The following is a 19,794-nucleotide window of genomic DNA, read 5'->3' as shown; positions in this document are numbered from 1 at the left end:
AAAGCCGCCTTCGGGCGGCTTTCGTTTGTCTGCCCTTTTCTCTCTAATCCATTTCGCCGGCCTGGGCCCGTTGGTGAAAGTTTTTGAGTGCAGCCAATGCATGGCAGGCGGCCTTTTGAATCACCGCCTGGCGGTCGCCTGAAAAGTGCTCAGTGCGGGAAAACAGCGCGGCCTTGCCGCCAACCCCGAACGCCCAGGCAAAGCACACGGTGCCAGGCGGTATATCGCCCATAGGGTCCGGGCCTGCCACGCCGGTAGTGGCCACCGCCACATTGGCCTCGCTGTCACGTAGCGCACCCAATGCCATCTCCCGGCTCACTTCCTCACTGGTCAGCCCGAACCGATCAATGGTTTCAGCCGACACACCCAGCAACCGGTGCTTGGCGGTAGGCGAATACACCACATAGCCGCTCTCCATCACCTTGCCGCCACCCGGAACCGAGCCCAGCGCGGCGGCGATCAACCCGGCCGTGCAGGATTCGGCAGTGGCCAGGTAGAGCTTATGGTCCAGCAAGTAGGTCACAGTGGCTTCGAGGTCTTCGAATACTGCTTCAGGCATCTCCATAGGTCCTCCGCTGTGAAGGGCTACGGCTGCTTGATTGCCGCGCCCGATCACCCTTGGATCATCGGCCGCGCGCGGTGTTTCAACTTAGTGCCGGCGTTCACATGCCGCGCCGCTACAGCGTCCAGCCCAGCCCCAGCGCCTTATGCAGGGCGGTGAAATCCTTGAGTAACTGGGCATCGCCGGCCACGCGATTCTGCTCGGCCTGGTATCGGGTACGTTCGGCGTCCAGCCAGTCCAGCGTGCTGGCGGTACCCGCATGATAACGCTCGCCGGTCAAGGTGGCGGCGCGCGCGGCCGAGGCTTCGATGTCTCGCAGCAGCACCACGTTCTGCCGCTGGTGCCCGTAACGCGCGAGCGCGGTATCTGCATCGCGCAACGCCTCCAGCACAACGCCTCGATAGTGCCCCAAGGCTTCGTCACGGCCCGCCTCGGCAGCGTTCACGGAAGCCGCCACCCGGCCAAAATCCAGCGCGTTCCAGGTCAGCCGTGGCACTGCAAGCCAAGTGGCGTTATCTGAGCGTGCCAGGTGCGAGGGGTCCCCTGCGCTGAACCCCAGGCTGCCGTACAGGCTTAGCTTGGGAAACCAATCGGCTGTCTTTTCGCCGATCTGCGCCTGGCGGGATGCCAGCTGCCGTTCCGCTTCCCGTATGTCCGGGCGCGCCTTGAGCAACGCGGCGGGGTCGGCTTGGGGTACGCTGGCCGGCACTTGGGGCAAAGGCCGCACGGCGCCCAGTTGCGCGTCCAGTTCGCCCGGTTCCAGGCCGCTGAGGGCAGCCAAGCGGTCAAGGGCTTCGATGATGTCGGCCTGCAGCGGAAGGCGTTGCGCGCGCGTGGTGTCCGCCTGAGTGAGCACTTGCTCCAGCTGCAATTGCGACGCCACACCGCGCTCGCGGCGCTGGCGGGTAAGCTCCAGGGCTTGGTCTTCGCTGGTGCTGGACGCCTCGACCAGGGCCAGCCGGGCTTGTCGGTCCCGCAGGTCCACATAGGCCTGCACCACATCCGCCGCCAGGCTTACCTGTACGTCGGCCAGCTGTGCCTCGCTGGCTTCGGAACTGGCGCTGGCCGCCTCCACGGCGCGGCGTGTGCCGCCGAACAGGTCCACTTCCCAGCTGGCATCAAAGTCGGCCAGGTACAGGCTCAGCGGCCCGCGCCCGTCGCCTGTGCCAAAGGCACTGGTATCAGGTGAGCGCATGCGCAGCATGGTCGCGCCCGCGCTTACCTTCGGCCGGCCGCTGGCCTGTTCCCCGCGTAACCCTGCCCGGCTCTGCCGCAGGCGCGCCTCGGCTGAGGCTACGTCCGGGCTTTGCCGAAGGGCCGTTTCAACCAGCGCATCAAGCTGCCGGTCGCCCAGCGCTTCCCACCAGCGGGCGGTGGCCGGGGCGTTCACCACGGCTAATGGTGCATGCGGCAAGCGCGCCGCCGCCAGGGTGCTGCCAGCCACCAAAGGTGGTCCCCGGTAATCCGGGCCCACGGTACAACCGCCCGCGGCAATAAGCATCAAGGGTAAAACCAGCCGTCGAATCATGAGCGAACCACCACGGGCGTCGGGCGCCCCTTGAGAATGAAGGCGAGCGGCGCACAAGCGAGCATCACCAACCCCAACAACAGAAACGCATCGTTGAACGTCATGACCGACGCCTGGCGGGCAATGTCAGTGGCGAACTGCCCCAACGCCTGCAACTGGGCGAAGGCAGGGTCGCCTCCCTGCGCAAGGAAACCCGCGGCCTGGGCTGCCAGCTGGTCTTGCGCCAACGGGCTGTTGGCGCTGACCGATTCGCGGATGGCGGCGTCGTGAAAGTGGTTGCGGCGGTCCACCAGTACCCCGATCAGGGCCAGCCCGATAGTCCCGCCCAGGTTGCGCGCCATGTTGTACAGGCCGGCGGCGTCCCCGGCATCCCTGGGCGCCACGCTGCCCATGGATAACTGGCTCAGCGGCATCATCACCAGAATCTGCGCGAAGCCTCGCAGCAGCTGGGAGGCGTAAAAGTCATGCCCTACGCTCTCGGCGGTGAGGTAAACGTCGCACAGGCAACTGGCGCAGTAGATCAGCAGGCCCACCCCCACCAACAGCCGCAGGTCCAGCACTTTAAGCATGCGCGGCAGCAACGGCATCAACAGAAAGGCCGGCAACCCCGACAGCAACATGATGCCGCCGGCCTGCTCGGCGTTATAGCCAGACAGGGTGGCGAGGAACTGCGGCACCAGGTACGCGGTACCGTACAACCCGGCACCGATCACGGTACCGATGAACAGCACACTGCCGAAGCTGCGGTTGGCCAACAGCTGCAAGCGCAGGATCGGCCGGCTGGCGCTCAATTGGCCCCAGGCTACCAGGGCAAAACCCACCAAGGTGCACACCGTGAGCGAACAGATCAGGCCGGAGTCGAACCAGCGCTCGCGCTGGCCTTCTTCAAGCACTACGGTTAGCGAGCTCAACCCCAGCGCCAGCCCTGCAATGCCGCGCCAGTCGGCTTCGAAGAACTGCCGCGCGTCGGCCTTCTCCGGTGCCAGCCCGGTCCACAGCAGCGCAATCAACGCGACGCTGATGGGCAGGTTAAGAAAGAAGCACCACCGCCAGTCGATATTCTCGGTCAGCCATCCTCCGATCACTGGGCCCAGCAATGGCCCCAACAACACGGTAAGGCCGAACAACGTGGTGCCGATAGGCAGTTGGTGCGCCGGCAAACGCGTGCGGATGATGGTTTGCGCGGTAGGGATCATTGCCCCGCCCACGAAGCCCTGGCCGATGCGGCCAATGATCATCATGGTGAGGCTGCTCGACAGCCCGCAATACATGGAAAACAGGCTGAACAACGCCGCCGTGGCAATCAGGAAGCGGCGCAGCCCGAATACCCGGGTGAGCCACGCCGCGAGTGGAATCATCACGATTTCGGACATCAGGTACCCGGTGGAGATCCAGGTACCCTCGGTACCGGTGGCGCCGATCTGGCCCTGGATCTGCGGCAGCGCCGAGTTGGTGATGGAGATATCCAGCGTGGCCAGCAGGGCCCCGAGCGAGCCGGCAATCACGGCGATCCAGTCGGTGAGCGACGCGTTGGCCGCCGGGGTGGGAGCCTCAGCCATGGCGCCCATCCGCACCGTTTGGCGTACCGCTGCGCAGGTCCACGTCAACCGTGGCCGACAACCCTGGCACCAGCACGTCCTTCAGGCTATCCGGGATGTCCAGCTGAATGCGAACCGGCACCCGTTGCACGATCTTGGTGAAGTTACCCGTGGCATTGGAGGGCGGCAGCAGCGCGAACTGCGCGCCGGTGCCCGGGGCCAGGCTATCCACATGGCCGTGCAAGGGCTGGCCGGGTAGCGCGTCCACTTTCACCGTGACGGCCTGGCCCGGGCGCATGTGGCCGATCTGCGTCTCCTTGAAATTGGCCGTGAGGTAAATCGCTTGCAACGGCACGATCGTCATCAGGCGGGTACCCGGTTGAGCGAACTGCCCCACCCGCACCGCACGGTCGGCCACGCGCCCGTCCACCGGGCTGCGCAACTCGGCGTCCGCCAGGTCCAGGCCGCTCTGCTCTCCGCTTGCCCGGGCCACCGCCAACTGGGCCCGGGCTTGCTTGAGCTGCGCCTGCAGCGTGCCCACTCGGGCTTGTGCCGAGCGCAGGGCCGCTTCCCGGGCCGCCACAGTCGTATTCGCCCGGGCCAGTTCGTTATTGAGGTCAGCCAGGTGTTCTTCGGTTTCAGCGCCGGAACGCGTGAGCGGCGCATACCGGGCCACCTGCGCACGGGCATGCTTGAGGTCGGCCTGGGCGCCAGCCAACTGGGCCTGGCTTTCGCCCACGCTCGCCTGCTGCTGCGCAAGCTGGGCCTGCGCGCTGGCCACATCCGCCTCGCGGGAGGCCACGGTCGCCTCGCGTTCGTCCTGCGCGGCCTGGTACTTGCGGGCGTCCAGCCGCGCGACAACATCGCCGGCACGCACCGCCTGGTTGTCGCTCACCAACACCTGCGCCACATAGCCGCTGATCTTGGGCGCAACGGTCAGGCTGTCCGCCTGGAGGTAGGCGTCATCGGTGCTTTCGAAGAAACGCCCTTCCAGCCACCAGTAACCGGCCCACCCCGCGGCTGCCAACAAGGCGATCAGCGCAAGCATTCGCAGTACGCGTTTGCCCCGCGACGTGCGTGCGTTGCCAGGCTCGGGGCTTGTGGGCGCAAGGCGGTGTTGCGCGCCCAATGACTGCTCGGCAGACATGCATGACTCCAAAATATTCCAGTCGGAATAAAATCAAGGCTGGGCAAATTTTTGTCAATTGATATATTTTGCGCCGATACCTTTGCACAGGCCGCATGCCATGGCACGACATAAACCTGCCGCCGAGGGCGGCTATCAACGGGGCGAGGAAACCCGCGCCCGGCTGATTCACGCGGCAGTGCGCGTATTCGGCGAGCGGGGCTACGAAGGCGCTTCCACCCGCGAAATCGCCAGCGAAGCCGGGGTAAATGCCCCGGCATTGCAGTATTACTTCGACAATAAGGAAGGCCTGTACCTCGCCTGCATGGGCTTCATCCTGGACCGCATGAAAGAACAGCTAGGCGAGGCGGTAACTGCAGCCAGCGCCGCGCTGGGCGATCCACGGGTGGAAGACGAACAACTGATCGACGCGCTGCTCGGCATGCTGGGGGGGTTTGTGTCTTTCATCCAGGACACCCCGCACGCCGCGCAATGGCGGTTGTTCATGGCGCGCGAGCAGGCGGGACAAGGCCCACCGGCGGCGTTCCGAATGCTGGACGAGAGTTTCAACCAGCGGATCGGTGGCCTTAGCCGGCAAATCATCGCGCGGTTGTCAGGCTATGCCGTGGACGACGAGCGCACCGTACTGCACTCGTTCTCGATCATCAGCCAGGGCATGGTGTTTCGCGTGATGCGCCTGCAAGTGCTGAGCGCAATGGGCTGGGACGAAATCAACCACGCCCGGATGCTGCAGGTGCGCGAGCTGCTGTTCACTCAAACGCGGCTGATCCTGCGCGGGCTGGTGGCCGAGCGGAACGCCCGCGTGCCCGTGTCAGGCGCGTGACCGGCCGGGCACGGCATACAGCCTGGCACCGCTGGCCACCGCACCTACCAGCGCAAAACCACAGCCCAGCCACAGGCACAGCTGTGCACCGGCGCTGCTGAACAGATGGAAACACAAGGCGACCAAGGCCGCGCCCAGGGTTTGCCCCACCAGCCGCGACGAGGCCACTACCCCGCTCGCCCCACTGCTGCGCGACACCGGTGCGCTGGTCATCAGGGCCTTGAGGTTGGGCGACTGGAAGAAGCCGAAACCGGCACCGCAAACGGCCATTCGCCAGCCGATGTCCAGCGCGCTCGCGCCAGGCTCAAGCAAGGCCAGCGCGCCCATGCCCAGGCTCAGTACCAGCAACCCAAGGCCGCCCAGCAGGCCTGGCGCGATGCGGTCCGACAAACGCCCGGCAATCAGCGCCATCACTGCCACCACCGCCGGCCATGGGGTGATCAGGTAGCCCGTGGCAACCTGGCTGTGGCCCAATTGCTCCTGCAACAGAAACGGCAGCGCCACGAACGCCAGCCCTTGGGTGCAGAACGCACACACCGCGGTGAGCGACGACAGCGCGAATACCGGCAGGCGATACAGGTCTACCGCCAGCATGGGCGCCGGATGGCCGGCCTGGCGCCGCCCGAGCAGCACGCCGCAGATCAGGGCGACGGCCAGTTCGGCGCCGATCACCCACCCATGCCCGCCCTGTACCCCCGAACTGAGTGCCAGCACCGTGAAACCGAACAAACCCGAGCACAGCACCGCGGCGGTTCGATCATAGGGGTGGCTGGCAGGCTCGATCAGGGGCAGGTTGCGACTGGCCATCCACATGGCCAGCAGCCCGAGAGGCACGTTGATCAGGAACAGCCAATGCCAGCTGGCAAACGAGAGAATCGCCGATGCCAGCGTTGGCCCCAGGGTAAACGCCAGCCCCACTACCAAAGAGTTGATGCCCATGCCGCGGCCCAATCGCGCGAACGGGTAGATATGCCGCAGCAGCACGGCATTCACGCTCATCAACGCCGCCGCGCCCAGGCCCTGTACCACCCGGGCGATCGCCAGGCTGGGCAGCGACCACGCCAACCCGCAGAACAGCGATGCCACCACGAACACCAGCAAGCCGCCCAGGTACACCCGCCGCGGCCCCAGCACTTCACCGAGCGAGGCCAACGGCAGCAGCGTTGCCACCATGGCGAGCTGATAGGCGTTCACTACCCAGATTACCGAGGCGGGCGTGGCCCCGATCCCACCAGCGACAGTGGGCAGGGCCGTGTTGATGATGGCAGTGTCCAACGTCGCCATGCCTACCGCGAGGCACACGGCAATAACGGCGGGTATCAGCTTGTTGCGGGGTAAACCATCAGGGGCAGGCATCGTGGCGGGCAATCCTTTGTCGGACATACGGGCGCTAGGTTAGCAAACTGTCGCCACACCACGATGAATCCCTTCTCAAACCGTTTGCCGCGCCACACTACGGTCACGGCAAGCCAGGTAGGCCACCAGCAGTACGGCGATGCCCATCACGATCGCACCGGCGAACAGGCTGGCGTTGATCGCGCTGCGGTACAACTCCGTTACCTGCTCCAACTGATCGGCAGGCACCGCAGTCAAGGCCTGAGCATCGCCCAACTGCACGCTCGATAGCGAAATCGGCAACCCCGCCGCGCCACGCGCCAGGATGTAGCTCATGATACCGCCGGCAGTGGCCACCCCTACCGCAGCGCCCAGCGAACGGCAGAACGCCAACGCCGCGGTTGCCGCGCCCATCACCGACGGTGCAACCGCGTTCTGCACCAGCACCGTGGCGTTGGGCATGCCTACGCCCATGCCCAGGCCGAGCACGCCCATGGTGAGGAAGAACCACGGCGCGCTCATCCCGGCGCGGGTAAATGCCAGCAGCAGGCACAGCCCCAGGCATTCGAGCGCCACGCCTACCAACAGCAGGTTCACGAAATTCTGCCGCCGTGTAGAGATAGCCCCGCCCACGAAGGAGCTGATGACCATCATCACTACCTGCGGCAGGGTCATGAAGCCTGACTCTGTAGGCGTTTGATGCAGCACCGCCTGGTAATACAGCGGCATGAACACCAGCGAACCCATCATGGCAAAGGCCATGGCGGCCATGGCGCAGATCGCGACGGTAAAACGACGATTGGCGAACAGCGCCGGGTCGATGATGGGCGCCGTGGCGGCGCGTTCTACCCGGTACAGCAGGCCGAACCCCGCCAGCGCCAGCACGCCCAGGCCCAGCGGGATGGCCAAGCCCCCCTCGGCGGAAAACGAATACGCATGGGTCAGCAACAACAACGCCGACGTGGCGACGCCCAGTACCACCGCCCCGGCATAATCCACACTCACCTGAGCCTGACGCTGCAGCGCGGGAAGGTTACGGAACAGCCCTGCCATGGCCACTGCCCCCAGCGGCAGGTTGATGAAGAACACCCAGCGCCAGTTCAGGTTGGAGGTGATGAACCCGCCAAGCAGCGGCCCCAGGGCACTGCTGACGGCGAAGGCAGCGGAGAATATCCCTTGGTAGCGCCCACGTTCGCTGGGCTTGACCGAACGCCCGATCACGATCTGCGACAGGGTCATCAGCCCCCCTGCGCCGAGCCCTTGCAGGCCACGCGCAGCGATCAACTGCCCCATGCTCGAGCACATCCCGCACAGCACCGACGCCGCCACGAACACGCCAATACTCAGCATGAACAATGGCCGCTGGCCGTACAGGTCCGACAGCTTGCCGTACAGGGGCGCACTAATGGTGGAGGTGAGCATGAACACCGTGACCACCCAGCTCAGGCTTTCGATTCCATGCAGATCGCTGGCAATGGCGGGCAGCGCCGTGGCCAGGATGCTCTGGTCCAGGGCGCCGAGCACCATGGCCAGCAGCAGCGACACTATGAGCGCCGCCGAGGGACGGCTGCGGGTATCAGCGGCCGGCGCCACGGTGGTTTCAGCTTCTGTAAGGGAAGAACGGGCCAAGAGAACTCCTGTGACGATAACGCGCGGCCGACCATTTAGCCGAGGGTGGCCGGTGCAGGCAAGGGCCGGGAACCAATCTCCTTGTTTTCTCCTTATTTACGCGCTTCGTCCGCAGGCCCCAGACAACTTTCACGCGGCGGGTTAGCATGCTGGCTGGATAGCATCAGCCAGCCTGTGGAATCAGCGGTTTTTTTATGGACATGAAGGCGTTAACCCGATGTGCGTTCCTTGTGCTGGCCCTGGGCGTTGTGGCCGGGCCCGCCGTGGGCGGCGAGGATGACAGTCACGACGGCCCACGGCTGCATCATCGTGGCTACAAGGTAGGCGGCGGTGTGGTGGTACTGGTAGTGATCGCAGCGGTCGCCGCCAGCATGGTGCTGTTCGGCGATTTCCGCCGCCGGCGCCTGGGCAAGAAGGAACCTGCAGCGCCTCGCCCTGCGCCATTGCCCGAAGGCTCGGAATGGGACACCCAGGGCGCCGACGAGCCAGGGGTAGACCAGCCCAGGCTTCCCAGCCCCCGTCAGCGCAGGGCACGCCACGTGGAGCGGGCTGCGGCCGAGCCGGGATCGGATACCTGAGCCGCCCCGCTGCAAGGCCGACTGGCTGGGCGCAGATTTTTTCATCAAGCCCGTAGCCCGCTGACACCGCTGATCCGGGCACGCTGAACGATAAGCGGCAGGGCGCAGTCCACCCTGAACGTTCCAGCAGCAACCGCCGCGTAGCGTTGTCCCGGATTACGGCCCACCTTGCTTCTGACGTCCCCCTGGATGCTACGTCGGAGGCACGCATGAAGATTACCCACGTCGCTCCTTTATGGGTGGCCGCCGACAGGCTGACCGCGAACGCAGGCGTACGCCCATGAACAGCACAGGCGGCCAGCAAGACTACGTTCTGGTGGAAGGCGACATGTTCCTGGTTACCAACTCGTTCGGCGACATCACCGGTGGCGCCGACGGGCTGTTCTATCAGGATACCCGGGTGCTGTCGGATTACCGCCTGAGCGTGGCAGGCCAACAGCCCTGCCTGCTCTCGGCTTCGGTGAGCCAGGACAACGTCTATTCCACCTCTCATTTCACCAACCACCCACTCCCGGTGATCGGAGAAACCTCCGCCCCGCAAGGGGTGCTGCACATCGAGCGGCGCCGCTTTCTCTGGGAAGGCAGCATGCACGAGTGCATCGTGCTGACCAATTACAGCGATGCGACTGCGGCGCTGTCCGTTGCGCTGCACTTTGCCGGGGACTTTCGTGACATGTTCGAAGTGCGCGGCGCGCCCCGGCCCCATCGGGGCACGCTGGAACCTACCGTGGTCAGTGACGGCCAGGTTTCCATGAGCTACAAGGGCCTGGATGACCACGTTCGAAACAACATAATCCGCTTTTCCGAAGCGCCGGCGATGCTCAGCGAAAACGTGGCCGAATTTCACGTAAGCCTGGCGCCCCATGCCGATCGGGCGCTGTATGTGCTGGTGGGCCCCGTTGGCCATGCACCTTGCCGCGAGCACTACCGGGCCTGTGCGGCGCGGGCCCGGCTGGCGATGCGCAAGAAGCAGCGCCAGGGTGCACGGCTGGTTGCTTCTGGCCGGCTGTTCCAGAACTGGCTGGATAAATCCCGCGCGGACGTCGCCTTGCTCACTGCCGATTTTCCCACGGGGCCCTACCCCTATGCCGGCATCCCGTGGTACTCCACGCCGTTCGGCCGCGACGCGATCATCACCGCGCGGCAATTGCTGTGGCTCGATCCCACACTCGCAAGCGGGGTGTTGCGCTACCTGGCCGAGCACCAGGCGCAGGAAACGTCCGCCTTCCGGGATGCCGAGCCAGGCAAGATCATGCATGAAACCCGTCAGGGCGAGATGTCCAGGCTGAACGAACTGCCCTTCGGCCGCTATTACGGCGGAGTCGACACTACGCCCCTGTTCATCGCGCTGGCGGGCGCCTATGTGCGCCGAGTGGATGACTGGGCATTCATTGATCACCTATGGCCACACCTCGAAGCCGCCGCCGGCTGGCTGACCCACAACGCCGGGCGCAACCCCTACGGGTTTATCAGCTACGCCCGGGGTGAGAGCACGGGCCTGGCCAATCAGGGCTGGAAGGACAGCCATGATTCGATCTTCCACGAAAATGGCGATAGCCCCATGGGCCCTATCTCCCTGATCGAAGTCCAGGGTTACGCGTTCGAGGCTTACCAAAGCCTGGCATACATTGCCGAGGGCCGCGGCGACCCGGCCGCTGCCCTGCACTGGGCCCAGCAGGCGCAGCGCATGCAGCAGGCCGTGGAGCGGCATTTCTGGCAGGAGGATCAGCACTTTTATGCCTTGGCGCTGGACGGTGAAAACCGCCCGTGCCGCGTGCGGGGCTCCAACGTGGGCCACTTGCTGGCCTCTGGCTTACCCGCGCCGGAGCGGGGCCGGCTGGTGGCCAGGCAACTGCTGGGCAGCGCCTTTCACAATGGTTGGGGCGTGCGCACCCTGGCACGGGAAGCGGCCCGCTACAACCCCATGTCATATCACAACGGCTCGGTATGGCCCCACGACGTGGCCCTCTGCGCGCTGGGCATAGGCCGTTATGGGCTGCATGACGGCGTGGTGCGGTTGCTGGGGGGCGTGTTCGAAGCGGCGAGCCATTTCGACATGCGCTTGCCAGAGCTGTTCTGCGGCTTCGAACGCGCCCCTGGCGAGTCACCCATCGCCTACCCTGTGGCGTGTTTGCCGCAGGCATGGGCGGCCGGTTCGGTATTCATGCTGCTGCAGGCCTGCCTGGGTATCGCCATCGATGCGCAGCGGGGCAAGATCACCATCACCCGCCCCCAACTGCCCTTTGGAATTTCACGGTTGGAAGTGCAACACATCGGCTTCGGCAATAGCAGCCTGGACCTGATCTTCCAGCGCGTGGGCAAGCGTATCGTGTGTTACGTCGAACGCCAGGCCGAGGGCCGATCGATACAAGTGGATGTGCGCTACTGAACAGGCTCGCCAATCAATGAGGCCCACCCATGGCTGAACACGAGTTGCCTACGCTTTACCATGCCTATCTGGCCTGCCTCAACACAAGGGACCTGGACAGGCTGGGCGAGCATGTTCACGCCCATGTGGAATATAACGATGCTCCCGTTGGGTTGGCAGGGTACCGCGCCATGCTGGAAGCTGACTTTGCGGCCATTCCAGACCTGCGCTTCGAACCCGTCCTGCTGATTGCCGAGCCGCCCCATATCGCCAGCCGCCTGACATTCGACTGCACCCCTGCGGGGGAGCTGTTCGGGATGGCGGTGAATGGGCGGCGGGTACGGTTTTTCGAGAACGTGTTCTACCAGTTCGAAGCGGGCAAGATCCGCAGGGTGTGGTCAGTGATCGACAAGGCGGCGATTCAGGCACAACTGCTCCCCACTCGCGACTCCTTCCTGTAGCCCTTACGCAGGCCATCGCCCGAGCCACGGGCAAACATTTGCGCCACCCCAGCGAACGGCGGCTTCGCTAGCGTGTCAATCCGGATACACGCTTGCGGCCTGCTGGATCGGCCGCGGCCCCTGCCTCGATCAGGACACACAATGGACTGGCACACCCTCAAGCGCTACTGGCGCATCGAAGTGATGGGCGGCGAACACAAGCCGCTCAAGATCAAGCGCATGTTCCGGCGCGTCCTTCACAAGGAGCAGGAGCATTACCTCTTCTGGTTCCGGCTGGCGCAGTACCTGCACCGCCGGCCCAAGGGTGTACTCAATTACCAGAAAATTGCCCGGCGCATTCATGGCCGCCTGGTACGCATGCATAGTGTCGATATCATGCTGGGGGCGGAGATCGGGGCCGGGCTTACTCTTCCTCATCGCACGGGCATCGTGATCGCGGACCGGGTGCACATCGGGGAAAACCTGTTCATCCGCCAGAACACCACCATCGGCGTGCGCGCCAGTGGCCAGAATGGCCTCATCCGTATCGGCGATAACGTAGAGCTGGGCGCGAACGCGTGCATCATCGGTGAGAACATCCGCATCGGAAACAACGTCACGGTTGGCGCCATGGCGTTCATCAACAAGGACATACCGGACGACTGCACGTGCTACACCCGCCATGTAGCCATGATCCAGCGCAAGGATGCTGCCAAGCCCGGGCCTGGCGCGCGGCCCCTGGCCCACGGCGTTGGCTAGCAGCGCGGTTGCGGCGGTTTATGCCAAGGGCCCGCCTACGGTAGTTTTCACCAGCCCGGCGATGATCGCCTCTTCACTCCCTGGCAACTCGGCGTACCAGGCCTGGGTTGCCGCCTCGTCTTCACCATGGATAATCGCTGCCCGCTCCCGTGCCTTGAGCACCAGGTTGGCTACGCGGTCGGCGCGCTGCGCCTCGTAGTGCTGCAAGCCGGCCTGAACCGAACTCGCCCCCTCCAGGCTGCGCGCCAGCACCCAGGCATCTTCCATGGCCTGGCAGCCGCCCTGGCCAATATTCGGCGTCATGGCATGGGCGGCGTCCCCTAGCAAGGCCACGCGCTGGCTTGCCAGGTGCGGCACTCGTTGTGTGTCGTGGATCTCTACCCGGGCAACGCCCGCCGGGTCCAGGCGTTCGATCAACTGCTGTACCGGTTGGGCCCAGCCGGTGAAGTGGGCCTGCAATTCCTCCCGGTACTGATCGCGCACGTTAGGCGTGCCCGCAGGCAAGGGCACGTCGAAGAAGAAATAAAACTCGTCAGGTCCCATCGGCATCAACGACACCCGCTTATGCTCGCCCACAAACTGAGCCCATTCATGCTGGTCGCTCAAGGCGGCGTCCATCCTGATACGGCCATTCCAGTTCACGTAGCCGCAGTAGCGACGGTCAATCCGCTCGCCCGCAACGGTATTGCGTAACGCCGAGTGGGTGCCGTTCGCAGCAATCAGCAAGTCTGCCTGGACCGACTCGCCCGTAGACAGGTGCACGCTCACACCCTCTTCCGATTCGGTGTAGCCCTCGCAACCTACGCCAAGGGTGACGCGCTCCAGCCCCACCGCCTCCAGTAGCAGCCGTTGCAGCTCGGCGCGGGCAATGGGGCATGCGCGCTGGCGCACCTGGCGGTAGAGCGGGTCGAGGCTGAAGCGGGTCAACAGCTCGCCGGTGTGGGTCGAATAGCTCATGGCGCGCATATCGCCCGCCACTGCCTCTACCGCCTCACCAACACCCAGCGCATGCAGTACCTTCATCCCGTTCGGCCAGATGGAAATAGCCGCGCCTATGGGTGCCAACTCAGCCGCGCGCTCGTAGAGGTGTACGTTATGGCCCGCCTGGCGCAGAGCTATCGCCGCGCTCAGCCCGCCCATGCCTGCACCGGCGATTATCACATTAAGGTTTTGCATGATCCGTCCGCGAGGTTGATTGTGCCCGCGTAGTGTAAAGCAAGAAGCTGACCAAGTGGTCAGGTGGTATAGTGGCCGGGAACGCAGGCCCACCGGCAGTTTGCCGACCCAGGGCGGTGCACCTTTTACGCTTTGCGCACCTGTTGCGGGCCACGGCAGGGCGCTTCGCTTCGGGGTATGCTGCATCCAACGAGCACGCCATTGGCTGGAGGCCACTTGAATATCTTCGACGCCCCAAAGATCGACTGCCATAACCACCTTTTCGACCCCATGCGCTTTCCCTACCGGGCTGACACGCTCTATGCCCCCGCGGGGCAGGAGGTGGCTACCCTGGAACAGTTCCAGCGGGTGATGGAGGCTTACGGCGTGCGCCACGCCTTGCTGGTGGGCCCAACCAGCGGCTACCGCACCGATAACCAGTGCCTGCTTCACGCGCTGGCCCATGGCGCAGGCCGCTTCAAGGGCATAGCCGTGGTCGAGCATTCAACAGGGCTGCAGGCCTTGGCAGAGCTCAAAGCGCAGGGCGTGGTCGGCGTTGCTTTCAATCCGGCACTGGAAGGGGTGCACGTGATGGATGACGCAGCCCCACTGCTCGGCCGTCTTGCGGAGTTGGGCCTGTTTGCACAGGTTCAGGTAGAGGGTGATCAACTCGTTGCGCTGGAAGGGCTACTACGCAACACACGCGCTTGCCTGCTGATTGACCACTGCGGCAGGCCCCGGGTAAACGCGGGGCTGGGGCAGCCGGGCTTTGCAGCATTGCAGCGGCTGGCCGGCACAGGCCGGGCATGTGTCAAATTGTCCGGGCTGCAGAAATTCGCCCACCTTGACCATCTGGAGGCACAGGCTGGGCCTTATGTACAGGCATTGCTCGCTGCGTTCGGGCCCGAGGGCTGCCTTTGGGGCTCGGATTGGCCATTCATTCGCGAAGCCTCGCGAGTGGATTACGGCCCACTGCTCAAGCTGGCTGAACGCCTGATCCCCGATACTGCCATACGCCATCAAGTGATGTGGGAAACACCGAAGCGGCTGTTCGGGTTCTGACGCAGGGTGTTGGCGTAGCCACGTCTGCTATCGAAGCACAACTGGGAGGCCCCTTGGGCAAAGATGTCGAAAACCCCTGCACCTCGGAGTGCAAGCTCAGTGATGGCGTGTGCCGCGGCTGTGGCCGTTCCAAGGAAGAGATCAAGACCTGGAAGCGCCTCAAGCGCCCTGAGCGCGCCGCCGTGGTGCAACGGGCGCGCGAGCGCTTGAAAGCGTTCAAGGGAAAGAAGAAGAAATAATGCCCGGGGCAACCGTTGGCCCGGCACCGTGGCGCAACCTGCACGGGAGCTATAAAATGGCCGCTCACACAGACCACGGGTGCATCATGGCCACCGATACCTCCAAGCTCGACCGAATCCTCGCCGACAACCAGCGCGAGCGCGAAAGCGGTTATCGCGACAAGGCCCTGAAGATGTACCCGCACGTGTGCGGCCGCTGCGCCCGGGAGTTTTCCGGCAAGCGCCTCAGCGAACTTACCGTGCACCACCGCGACCACAATCACGACAATAATCCACAGGACGGCTCCAACTGGGAGCTCCTGTGCCTGTACTGCCACGACAACGAACACGCCCGTTACACCGACCAGCAGTACTTTACCGAAGGTTCGCTGAGCACGCCTTCCGTAGCCAAGGCTACTCACAACCCATTCGCTGCGCTGGCAGGCCTGATGAAGAAGGAGTAGCACCGAGCGAGTGCCACTATCGCTGTTGGCAATACCCACCATCACGCTTGATGCATTCCGCTTCGCTCTTGCGCCCGGGAAAATACCAGTATTCCCTACCGCCTTCCCGGCCAGGAACGATCAGGAATCCATACCGTGCGTACTTCACTCGCTTTCTGCAGCCTGGCTGCTCTTGGTGCTCTGGCAGGCTGCGCCTCTGCGCCCAACGAACCGACCCTCGCCTTGCAAACCAGTAAAAGCCCCGATGCTTATGCTGCCTGCGTCATGCCCCGGTTACAGGAGCACGCATTCCACCCTACCCTTACCCAAGGCCAGCGTAACTACAGAATCGTGGTGCCCAGCTCGATTGCCGCCGATAACGTGATCGACGCCTACAAGGCCGCAGAGGGTGGGAAGGTATTCGTGTACGAGCGCAGCCTGCTGTCGCCCGGGTTCGCACGGGTGGCGAGGGAGTGCGCTTAGGCTGATCTACTCGATATGACGGCTGTACGTTTTCTGAACGCACGTTCCAGACGGCTCGCGTGCGTGCAAGGCTCAGGACAGTGCTCCCTGGGCCTTGCAACCTTTCAGTTCAGCGGAACCAGACGCGCGCGCTGCGCTTCGGTCAGCGAGTCGACCGTGCCTACGGTCAAGTCACTTGGGTTGGAAGCCGCGAGAGGCATACCCATGTCAGCCGAGGCGTGCTCTGGCAATTTGAACATTGCGCCCGTGGCTGGATCAACGATCAACATGCCAATCAGGCCGCCAAACAGAATGTTGCCCCAGTACCAACCGCTCAGGCTCGAATCGGCCGGCGGCGATTGTATCTCAATAATGTCAGAATGGTATCATTGCACTAAGAATCCCAGCCTAGAGGGGGTGTCCGGCTCCATACAGCGCCCTACTCGCCTCGCGCATGAAGATTTCCACTGTCTTGGGGCCGATACCCTTGAACGCCTGGAGCCGCTGTTCGAAATCGGACCGATCGGCGGCTGCGTGATGCAGGTTCAGTACCTTGCCGGCATATTCGTCGTTCAACCGTTGCGCTAGGGCCACCAGGCGGTCGGCAGTGGATTCGTCATAGCGCGCATAGCCCGCCTCGCCAAGCATGGCCACCAGATCGGCATGACGGCAATAGGCAAGCTTGCGCGGTGTATCGCGCTGATGCTTGTCCACGATCACTCGATACGCCTGGGCGGCAATCTCGGCGCGGATGCGCTTGCCCATCAGGAAACTGGCGATCAACCACTTGAACAGGCTGGCTTCGTCATTATCGTGCAGGGTCAGGTTCAGGTCCTGGGGCGTAATGGTCGTGCTCATGGGCGCACACGCTCCTCGCCCTCGGTACGCTCGGTAGTATCCGAGGGCAATGGGTCGCTAACTGCGGGATCGTCCAAGTCCGCGTCAGGCTCGGGAAGGCCTTTTACGGGCTCGAATATATCAGGGGTGATGCCCGGGGTTTCAGGATCGATGCTCATGCTCAACCTCCACGTTTTGTGCGCTGCTCCAACCTTTGAACCGTGCAGGCGGATGACGTGCGGCGGTTGAGCCCTAAAGATTGCGAAGGAATTGATCTGTAGACTCAAATAATATAGTTTTGCGTCTAAAGATCACTCGCGCGAGATCCTGATGAGCCAGCCTATCAACGCACAAGCACTTTCCACCAAGGATGCAGGAGCAGTCGCGTTGCGAACAGCGGTAACCATCATGGAACGGTGGAAAGCCACAACCCGCCAAATCGAGAATACCCTGCGGATATCACGCAGCACTTATGCGCGCACGAAAGATCAGGATCGCACCGTAAGCCTGGACAGCGATCAATTCGCACGTATCAGTATCATCCTCAACATACACGCGGCACTGCGCACGATCTTCGATAACCCCGAAAACGTGTACGGCTTTCCTTCCCTGAAGAATGACAATGATTTTTTCAATGGGCAGGCGCCTCTGGACGTGATGTCTACGGGTTCATTCATCAGCCTTTATGAAACCTTTCGCCGTATCGACGCGCTGCGGGGCGCCCAATGGTAAGCGCGGCGGAGCTGACCTCACTTGGCGGCGACACGCTCAAATGCTATCGACTGGTGAACTCCAAGTACCCGCCGATCCAACTGTTCGACGATGTCGCCAATGCGGAGGAGTTCGAGATCCTTTACCAGGTTCAGGCGCTGACCAATCCGCGCCTGCAAAACGAGATAGGCCTGCTCGATCTCATTCCACGCGGTGAAATCCCGTTCGGGATCACAGGGTGCGGGTACGCCACAGCCCCCTTCACCCACGTAAATCCCAGCGGCTCCCGCTTCAGCGACGGCACGTTCGGCGTGTTGTACCTGGCCGACACCATGGAAACCGCGCTTGCCGAGGTCCGCTATCATCAGGAGGCGTACTGGAGCAAGGTTCAGGGACTGAGCTACGAGCGTTTCGTGTTTCGCGGCCTGGCTTGCCGGTTCAATGAAAAGGGCCTTCTGGACGCTACCGCATTACCGCCGTCGCATGCGGTTTACGCACCGGATGATTACAGCGCGTCGAGGGTACTGGGCTGTGAGGTAAAGAAGATAAAAGCCGCAGGTTTGCGTTATCACTCGGTTCGCTCGCCGGGCAATGCCTGTTGGGCACTGATGACCCCTCGTCCGGTAATGTCGATTATCCAGGCAAGCCACTACGAGATGGTGTGGAACAAGCAGATCACCAGCGTAAGCAAGCTTGTTGACGGGGCATGATTGCCCTAGGCGGGAGCTGAGATATGCACAAACAAAAAAGCCCTGAATAATCAGGGCTTTAATGAAAAATGATGGCGGAGGCGTAGAGATTCGAACTCTAGGATAGTCGCCCATCGACGGTTTTCAAGACCGTTGCCTTAAACCACTCGGCCACACCTCCTCGTATTGCGGGCGCCATCATACCGGAATGAAACAAGCTGTCAAACACTGGTGCTCGCCTTGCCACACCGCTTTGGTATGCTGTTTTGCGACTAGAGATTTCCGGGGCGGATACGGCGCTTGCCCCCGGGCCGAAAGGCCTGTTCAATCGCCTCATCAACGACCTAAAGGAGTTTCGCCATGCGCGAACAGGATTACACCCTCAGCCACGGCGCGAAAGGCGCCGAGCTGGAAGTCAGTCGAGTCCTTCGCAACACCTACGGCCTGCTGGCCCTCACCCTGGCCTTCAGCGCGGTCTGTGCCTTCGCCGCGCAGCAGATGAACGTCCGCTACCCGAACGTGTTCGTGGTGCTCATCGGCTTCTACGGCCTGTTCTTCCTCACCAACAAGTTGCAGGATTCGGTCTGGGGCATCGTCTCCACCTTCGCCCTTACCGGTTTCATGGGCTACATCCTCGGCCCTGTACTCAACCGTTACCTGGGCATGGCCGGCGGCGCGGAAATCGTCAGTTCGGCGTTTGCCATGACCGCCCTGGTATTCGGTGGCCTGTCGGCCTACGTGCTGATCACCCGCAAGGACATGTCGTTCCTCTCCGGCTTCATCACCGCAGGCTTCTTCGTTCTGCTGGGCGCAACCCTGGCCGGCCTGTTCTTCAACATCAGCGGCCTGCACCTGGCGATCAGCGCCGGCTTCGTGCTGTTCTCCTCGGTGTGCATCCTCTTCCAGACCAGCGCGATCATCCATGGCGGCGAGCGCAACTACATCATGGCGACCGTCAGCCTGTACGTATCCATCTACAACCTGTTCGTCAGCCTGCTGCAGCTGTTCGGCCTGATGGGCCGCGACGACTGATCACTCGTTTTACCCCGCCCGCTTCGGCGGGCTTTTTTATGCGTGAGCGATTAGAATTCAGCTGTCATCCAGCCCGGAAGCGCCATGAAGTTCGCTATCGCCGTATTCAGCCCGCCGCATGCCCCGGCTACCCGACGCGCCTTGTGTTTCACCGAGGCGGCCCTTGCGGCGGGGCATGAAATTACCCGTGTGTTTTTCTATGGCGATGGCGTCCATAACGCCTCGGCCAACATCGTGGTGCCCCAGGATGAATTCGATAGCGCGGCGGCCTGGCGGTCATTGATCGCAAACAACGGCCTGGACGGCGTGGTGTGCATTGCTGCGGCCCTGCGGCGCGGCACCCTGAACGCCGAAGAGGCGGCGCGCTGGGAGCGCCCGGCGGCGAATGTATTACCGCCGCTGGAGCTTTCTGGCCTGGGTCAGCTGCACGAGGCAGCGCAGGCAGCCGATCGCCTTCTTTGCTTTGGAGCTGATTGAA

The 19,794-nt window shown here is 63.3% G+C and carries 22 protein-coding genes and 1 tRNA gene; 13 read left to right on the top strand and 10 right to left on the bottom strand.

Annotated elements, in window-relative coordinates; translation table 11 throughout:
• Positions 1 to 43: 43 nt before the first annotated feature.
• From AC3Z8Y_RS08815 to AC3Z8Y_RS08800, 4 genes are all read right to left on the bottom strand, one after another.
• Positions 44 to 565, bottom strand: a complete 522-nt coding sequence (locus AC3Z8Y_RS08815) for a CinA family protein (RefSeq protein ID WP_490089342.1) — start codon at positions 563 to 565, stop codon at positions 44 to 46.
• Positions 566 to 677: 112 nt separating this feature from the next.
• Positions 678 to 2,090, bottom strand: a complete 1,413-nt coding sequence (locus tag AC3Z8Y_RS08810; protein WP_490089341.1) for an efflux transporter outer membrane subunit — start codon at positions 2,088 to 2,090, stop codon at positions 678 to 680.
• On the bottom strand, positions 2,087 to 3,649 hold the full coding sequence (locus AC3Z8Y_RS08805; RefSeq protein ID WP_490089340.1) for a DHA2 family efflux MFS transporter permease subunit: 1,563 nt from the start codon (positions 3,647 to 3,649) through the stop codon (positions 2,087 to 2,089). The genes AC3Z8Y_RS08810 and AC3Z8Y_RS08805 overlap by 4 nt, the downstream gene beginning before the upstream one ends.
• Positions 3,642 to 4,775, bottom strand: a complete 1,134-nt coding sequence (locus AC3Z8Y_RS08800; RefSeq protein WP_490089339.1) for an HlyD family secretion protein — start codon at positions 4,773 to 4,775, stop codon at positions 3,642 to 3,644. Before AC3Z8Y_RS08800 ends, AC3Z8Y_RS08805 begins: the two co-directional genes overlap by 8 nt.
• Positions 4,776 to 4,875: 100 nt before the next feature.
• On the opposite strand from AC3Z8Y_RS08800, the gene AC3Z8Y_RS08795 reads away from it, so the two are divergent.
• A complete protein-coding gene (locus AC3Z8Y_RS08795; RefSeq protein WP_490089338.1) occupies positions 4,876 to 5,598 on the top strand; it encodes a CerR family C-terminal domain-containing protein in 723 nt (240 codons plus the stop codon).
• Here the strand turns inward: AC3Z8Y_RS08795 and AC3Z8Y_RS08790 are convergent.
• Positions 5,587 to 6,954 carry an MFS transporter gene (locus AC3Z8Y_RS08790; RefSeq protein ID WP_490089337.1) on the bottom strand — a complete coding sequence of 456 codons (1,368 nt, stop codon included), beginning with the start codon at positions 6,952 to 6,954 and terminating at the stop codon, positions 5,587 to 5,589. The two genes, AC3Z8Y_RS08795 and AC3Z8Y_RS08790, sit on opposite strands and share 12 nt — an antisense overlap.
• 75 nt (positions 6,955 to 7,029) lie before the next feature.
• A complete protein-coding gene (locus AC3Z8Y_RS08785) occupies positions 7,030 to 8,562 on the bottom strand; it encodes an MFS transporter (protein WP_490089336.1) in 1,533 nt (510 codons plus the stop codon).
• A 200-nt stretch (positions 8,563 to 8,762) separates the two neighbouring features.
• Between AC3Z8Y_RS08785 and AC3Z8Y_RS08780 the strand changes: the two genes are divergently transcribed.
• The 4 genes from AC3Z8Y_RS08780 (at position 8,763) to AC3Z8Y_RS08765 (ending at position 12,707) form a co-directional block, all read left to right on the top strand.
• Positions 8,763 to 9,140, top strand: coding sequence for a hypothetical protein (locus AC3Z8Y_RS08780; protein WP_490089335.1), 378 nt, complete (start codon positions 8,763 to 8,765; stop codon positions 9,138 to 9,140).
• 280 nt (positions 9,141 to 9,420) lie between these two features.
• Positions 9,421 to 11,529 carry an amylo-alpha-1,6-glucosidase gene (locus AC3Z8Y_RS08775; protein WP_490089334.1) on the top strand — a complete coding sequence of 703 codons (2,109 nt, stop codon included), beginning with the start codon at positions 9,421 to 9,423 and terminating at the stop codon, positions 11,527 to 11,529.
• A gap of 29 nt (positions 11,530 to 11,558) precedes the next feature.
• On the top strand, positions 11,559 to 11,969 hold the full coding sequence (locus AC3Z8Y_RS08770) for an ester cyclase (RefSeq protein WP_490089333.1): 411 nt from the start codon (positions 11,559 to 11,561) through the stop codon (positions 11,967 to 11,969).
• A 141-nt stretch (positions 11,970 to 12,110) separates the two neighbouring features.
• On the top strand, positions 12,111 to 12,707 hold the full coding sequence (locus AC3Z8Y_RS08765) for a serine acetyltransferase (RefSeq protein ID WP_490089332.1): 597 nt from the start codon (positions 12,111 to 12,113) through the stop codon (positions 12,705 to 12,707).
• A gap of 18 nt (positions 12,708 to 12,725) precedes the next feature.
• On the opposite strand, the gene hpxO is transcribed toward AC3Z8Y_RS08765, so the two are convergent.
• On the bottom strand, positions 12,726 to 13,883 hold the full coding sequence (gene hpxO / locus AC3Z8Y_RS08760) for an FAD-dependent urate hydroxylase HpxO (RefSeq protein ID WP_490089331.1): 1,158 nt from the start codon (positions 13,881 to 13,883) through the stop codon (positions 12,726 to 12,728).
• A 216-nt stretch (positions 13,884 to 14,099) separates the two neighbouring features.
• Here hpxO and AC3Z8Y_RS08755 point away from each other — a divergent pair, with 216 nt between their 5' ends.
• From AC3Z8Y_RS08755 to AC3Z8Y_RS08740, 4 genes are all read left to right on the top strand, one after another.
• Positions 14,100 to 14,924, top strand: coding sequence for an amidohydrolase family protein (locus AC3Z8Y_RS08755; RefSeq protein WP_490089330.1), 825 nt, complete (start codon positions 14,100 to 14,102; stop codon positions 14,922 to 14,924).
• Between the two features lie 53 nt (positions 14,925 to 14,977).
• The gene (locus tag AC3Z8Y_RS08750) at positions 14,978 to 15,163 is read left to right on the top strand and encodes a DUF1289 domain-containing protein (RefSeq protein ID WP_490089329.1); all 186 of its coding nucleotides are present in this window, start codon (positions 14,978 to 14,980) and stop codon (positions 15,161 to 15,163) included.
• Between the two features lie 86 nt (positions 15,164 to 15,249).
• Positions 15,250 to 15,606, top strand: a complete 357-nt coding sequence (locus tag AC3Z8Y_RS08745; RefSeq protein WP_181117847.1) for a YajD family HNH nuclease — start codon at positions 15,250 to 15,252, stop codon at positions 15,604 to 15,606.
• 135 nt (positions 15,607 to 15,741) lie between these two features.
• Entirely contained in the window at positions 15,742 to 16,068 is a 327-nt protein-coding gene (locus AC3Z8Y_RS08740) for a hypothetical protein (RefSeq protein ID WP_490089328.1), read from the top strand.
• A gap of 387 nt (positions 16,069 to 16,455) precedes the next feature.
• Here AC3Z8Y_RS08740 and AC3Z8Y_RS08735 read toward each other — a convergent pair whose 3' ends face one another.
• Together AC3Z8Y_RS08735 and AC3Z8Y_RS08730 are read right to left on the bottom strand one after the other, a co-directional pair.
• Complete coding sequence (locus AC3Z8Y_RS08735) at positions 16,456 to 16,905, bottom strand: HhH-GDP family DNA glycosylase (RefSeq protein WP_490089327.1); 450 nt, start codon at positions 16,903 to 16,905, stop codon at positions 16,456 to 16,458.
• Positions 16,902 to 17,063: a hypothetical protein gene (locus AC3Z8Y_RS08730; protein ID WP_490089326.1), complete on the bottom strand. Its 162-nt coding sequence runs from the start codon at positions 17,061 to 17,063 to the stop codon at positions 16,902 to 16,904. Before AC3Z8Y_RS08730 ends, AC3Z8Y_RS08735 begins: the two co-directional genes overlap by 4 nt.
• Before the next feature lie 151 nt (positions 17,064 to 17,214).
• Here AC3Z8Y_RS08730 and AC3Z8Y_RS08725 point away from each other — a divergent pair, with 151 nt between their 5' ends.
• Positions 17,215 to 17,616, top strand: coding sequence for an antitoxin Xre-like helix-turn-helix domain-containing protein (locus tag AC3Z8Y_RS08725; RefSeq protein WP_490089325.1), 402 nt, complete (start codon positions 17,215 to 17,217; stop codon positions 17,614 to 17,616).
• Positions 17,610 to 18,305, top strand: a complete 696-nt coding sequence (locus tag AC3Z8Y_RS08720; protein WP_490089324.1) for an RES family NAD+ phosphorylase — start codon at positions 17,610 to 17,612, stop codon at positions 18,303 to 18,305. Before AC3Z8Y_RS08725 ends, AC3Z8Y_RS08720 begins: the two co-directional genes overlap by 7 nt.
• Positions 18,306 to 18,377: 72 nt before the next feature.
• On the opposite strand, the gene AC3Z8Y_RS08715 is transcribed toward AC3Z8Y_RS08720, so the two are convergent.
• Positions 18,378 to 18,465, bottom strand: a tRNA-Ser gene (locus tag AC3Z8Y_RS08715).
• 179 nt (positions 18,466 to 18,644) lie between these two features.
• Between AC3Z8Y_RS08715 and AC3Z8Y_RS08710 the strand changes: the two genes are divergently transcribed.
• Together AC3Z8Y_RS08710 and tusD are read left to right on the top strand one after the other, a co-directional pair.
• On the top strand, positions 18,645 to 19,316 hold the full coding sequence (locus AC3Z8Y_RS08710) for a Bax inhibitor-1/YccA family protein (RefSeq protein WP_490089323.1): 672 nt from the start codon (positions 18,645 to 18,647) through the stop codon (positions 19,314 to 19,316).
• Between the two features lie 84 nt (positions 19,317 to 19,400).
• Positions 19,401 to 19,793, top strand: coding sequence for a sulfurtransferase complex subunit TusD (tusD, locus tag AC3Z8Y_RS08705; protein WP_490089322.1), 393 nt, complete (start codon positions 19,401 to 19,403; stop codon positions 19,791 to 19,793).
• Position 19,794: the final 1 nt, after the last annotated feature.

It is taken from the genome of Pseudomonas sp. 3MAES_34.3B (genome assembly GCF_058145875.1).
This window is presented reverse-complemented; position numbering and strand designations above follow the sequence as displayed.

Coding starts and splice junctions, on each gene's coding strand:
- AC3Z8Y_RS08815 (WP_490089342.1), bottom strand. CDS start 565: ATGGAGATGCCTGAAGCAGTATTCGAAGACCTCGAAGCCACTGTGACC.
- AC3Z8Y_RS08810 (WP_490089341.1), bottom strand. CDS start 2,090: ATGATTCGACGGCTGGTTTTACCCTTGATGCTTATTGCCGCGGGCGGT.
- AC3Z8Y_RS08805 (WP_490089340.1), bottom strand. CDS start 3,649: ATGGCTGAGGCTCCCACCCCGGCGGCCAACGCGTCGCTCACCGACTGG.
- AC3Z8Y_RS08800 (WP_490089339.1), bottom strand. CDS start 4,775: ATGTCTGCCGAGCAGTCATTGGGCGCGCAACACCGCCTTGCGCCCACA.
- AC3Z8Y_RS08795 (WP_490089338.1), top strand. CDS start 4,876: ATGGCACGACATAAACCTGCCGCCGAGGGCGGCTATCAACGGGGCGAG.
- AC3Z8Y_RS08790 (WP_490089337.1), bottom strand. CDS start 6,954: ATGCCTGCCCCTGATGGTTTACCCCGCAACAAGCTGATACCCGCCGTT.
- AC3Z8Y_RS08780 (WP_490089335.1), top strand. CDS start 8,763: ATGAAGGCGTTAACCCGATGTGCGTTCCTTGTGCTGGCCCTGGGCGTT.
- AC3Z8Y_RS08775 (WP_490089334.1), top strand. CDS start 9,421: ATGAACAGCACAGGCGGCCAGCAAGACTACGTTCTGGTGGAAGGCGAC.
- AC3Z8Y_RS08770 (WP_490089333.1), top strand. CDS start 11,559: ATGGCTGAACACGAGTTGCCTACGCTTTACCATGCCTATCTGGCCTGC.
- AC3Z8Y_RS08765 (WP_490089332.1), top strand. CDS start 12,111: ATGGACTGGCACACCCTCAAGCGCTACTGGCGCATCGAAGTGATGGGC.
- hpxO (WP_490089331.1), bottom strand. CDS start 13,883: ATGCAAAACCTTAATGTGATAATCGCCGGTGCAGGCATGGGCGGGCTG.
- AC3Z8Y_RS08745 (WP_181117847.1), top strand. CDS start 15,250: ATGGCCACCGATACCTCCAAGCTCGACCGAATCCTCGCCGACAACCAG.
- AC3Z8Y_RS08735 (WP_490089327.1), bottom strand. CDS start 16,905: ATGAGCACGACCATTACGCCCCAGGACCTGAACCTGACCCTGCACGAT.
- AC3Z8Y_RS08730 (WP_490089326.1), bottom strand. CDS start 17,063: ATGAGCATCGATCCTGAAACCCCGGGCATCACCCCTGATATATTCGAG.
- AC3Z8Y_RS08725 (WP_490089325.1), top strand. CDS start 17,215: ATGAGCCAGCCTATCAACGCACAAGCACTTTCCACCAAGGATGCAGGA.
- AC3Z8Y_RS08720 (WP_490089324.1), top strand. CDS start 17,610: ATGGTAAGCGCGGCGGAGCTGACCTCACTTGGCGGCGACACGCTCAAA.
- AC3Z8Y_RS08710 (WP_490089323.1), top strand. CDS start 18,645: ATGCGCGAACAGGATTACACCCTCAGCCACGGCGCGAAAGGCGCCGAG.
- tusD (WP_490089322.1), top strand. CDS start 19,401: ATGAAGTTCGCTATCGCCGTATTCAGCCCGCCGCATGCCCCGGCTACC.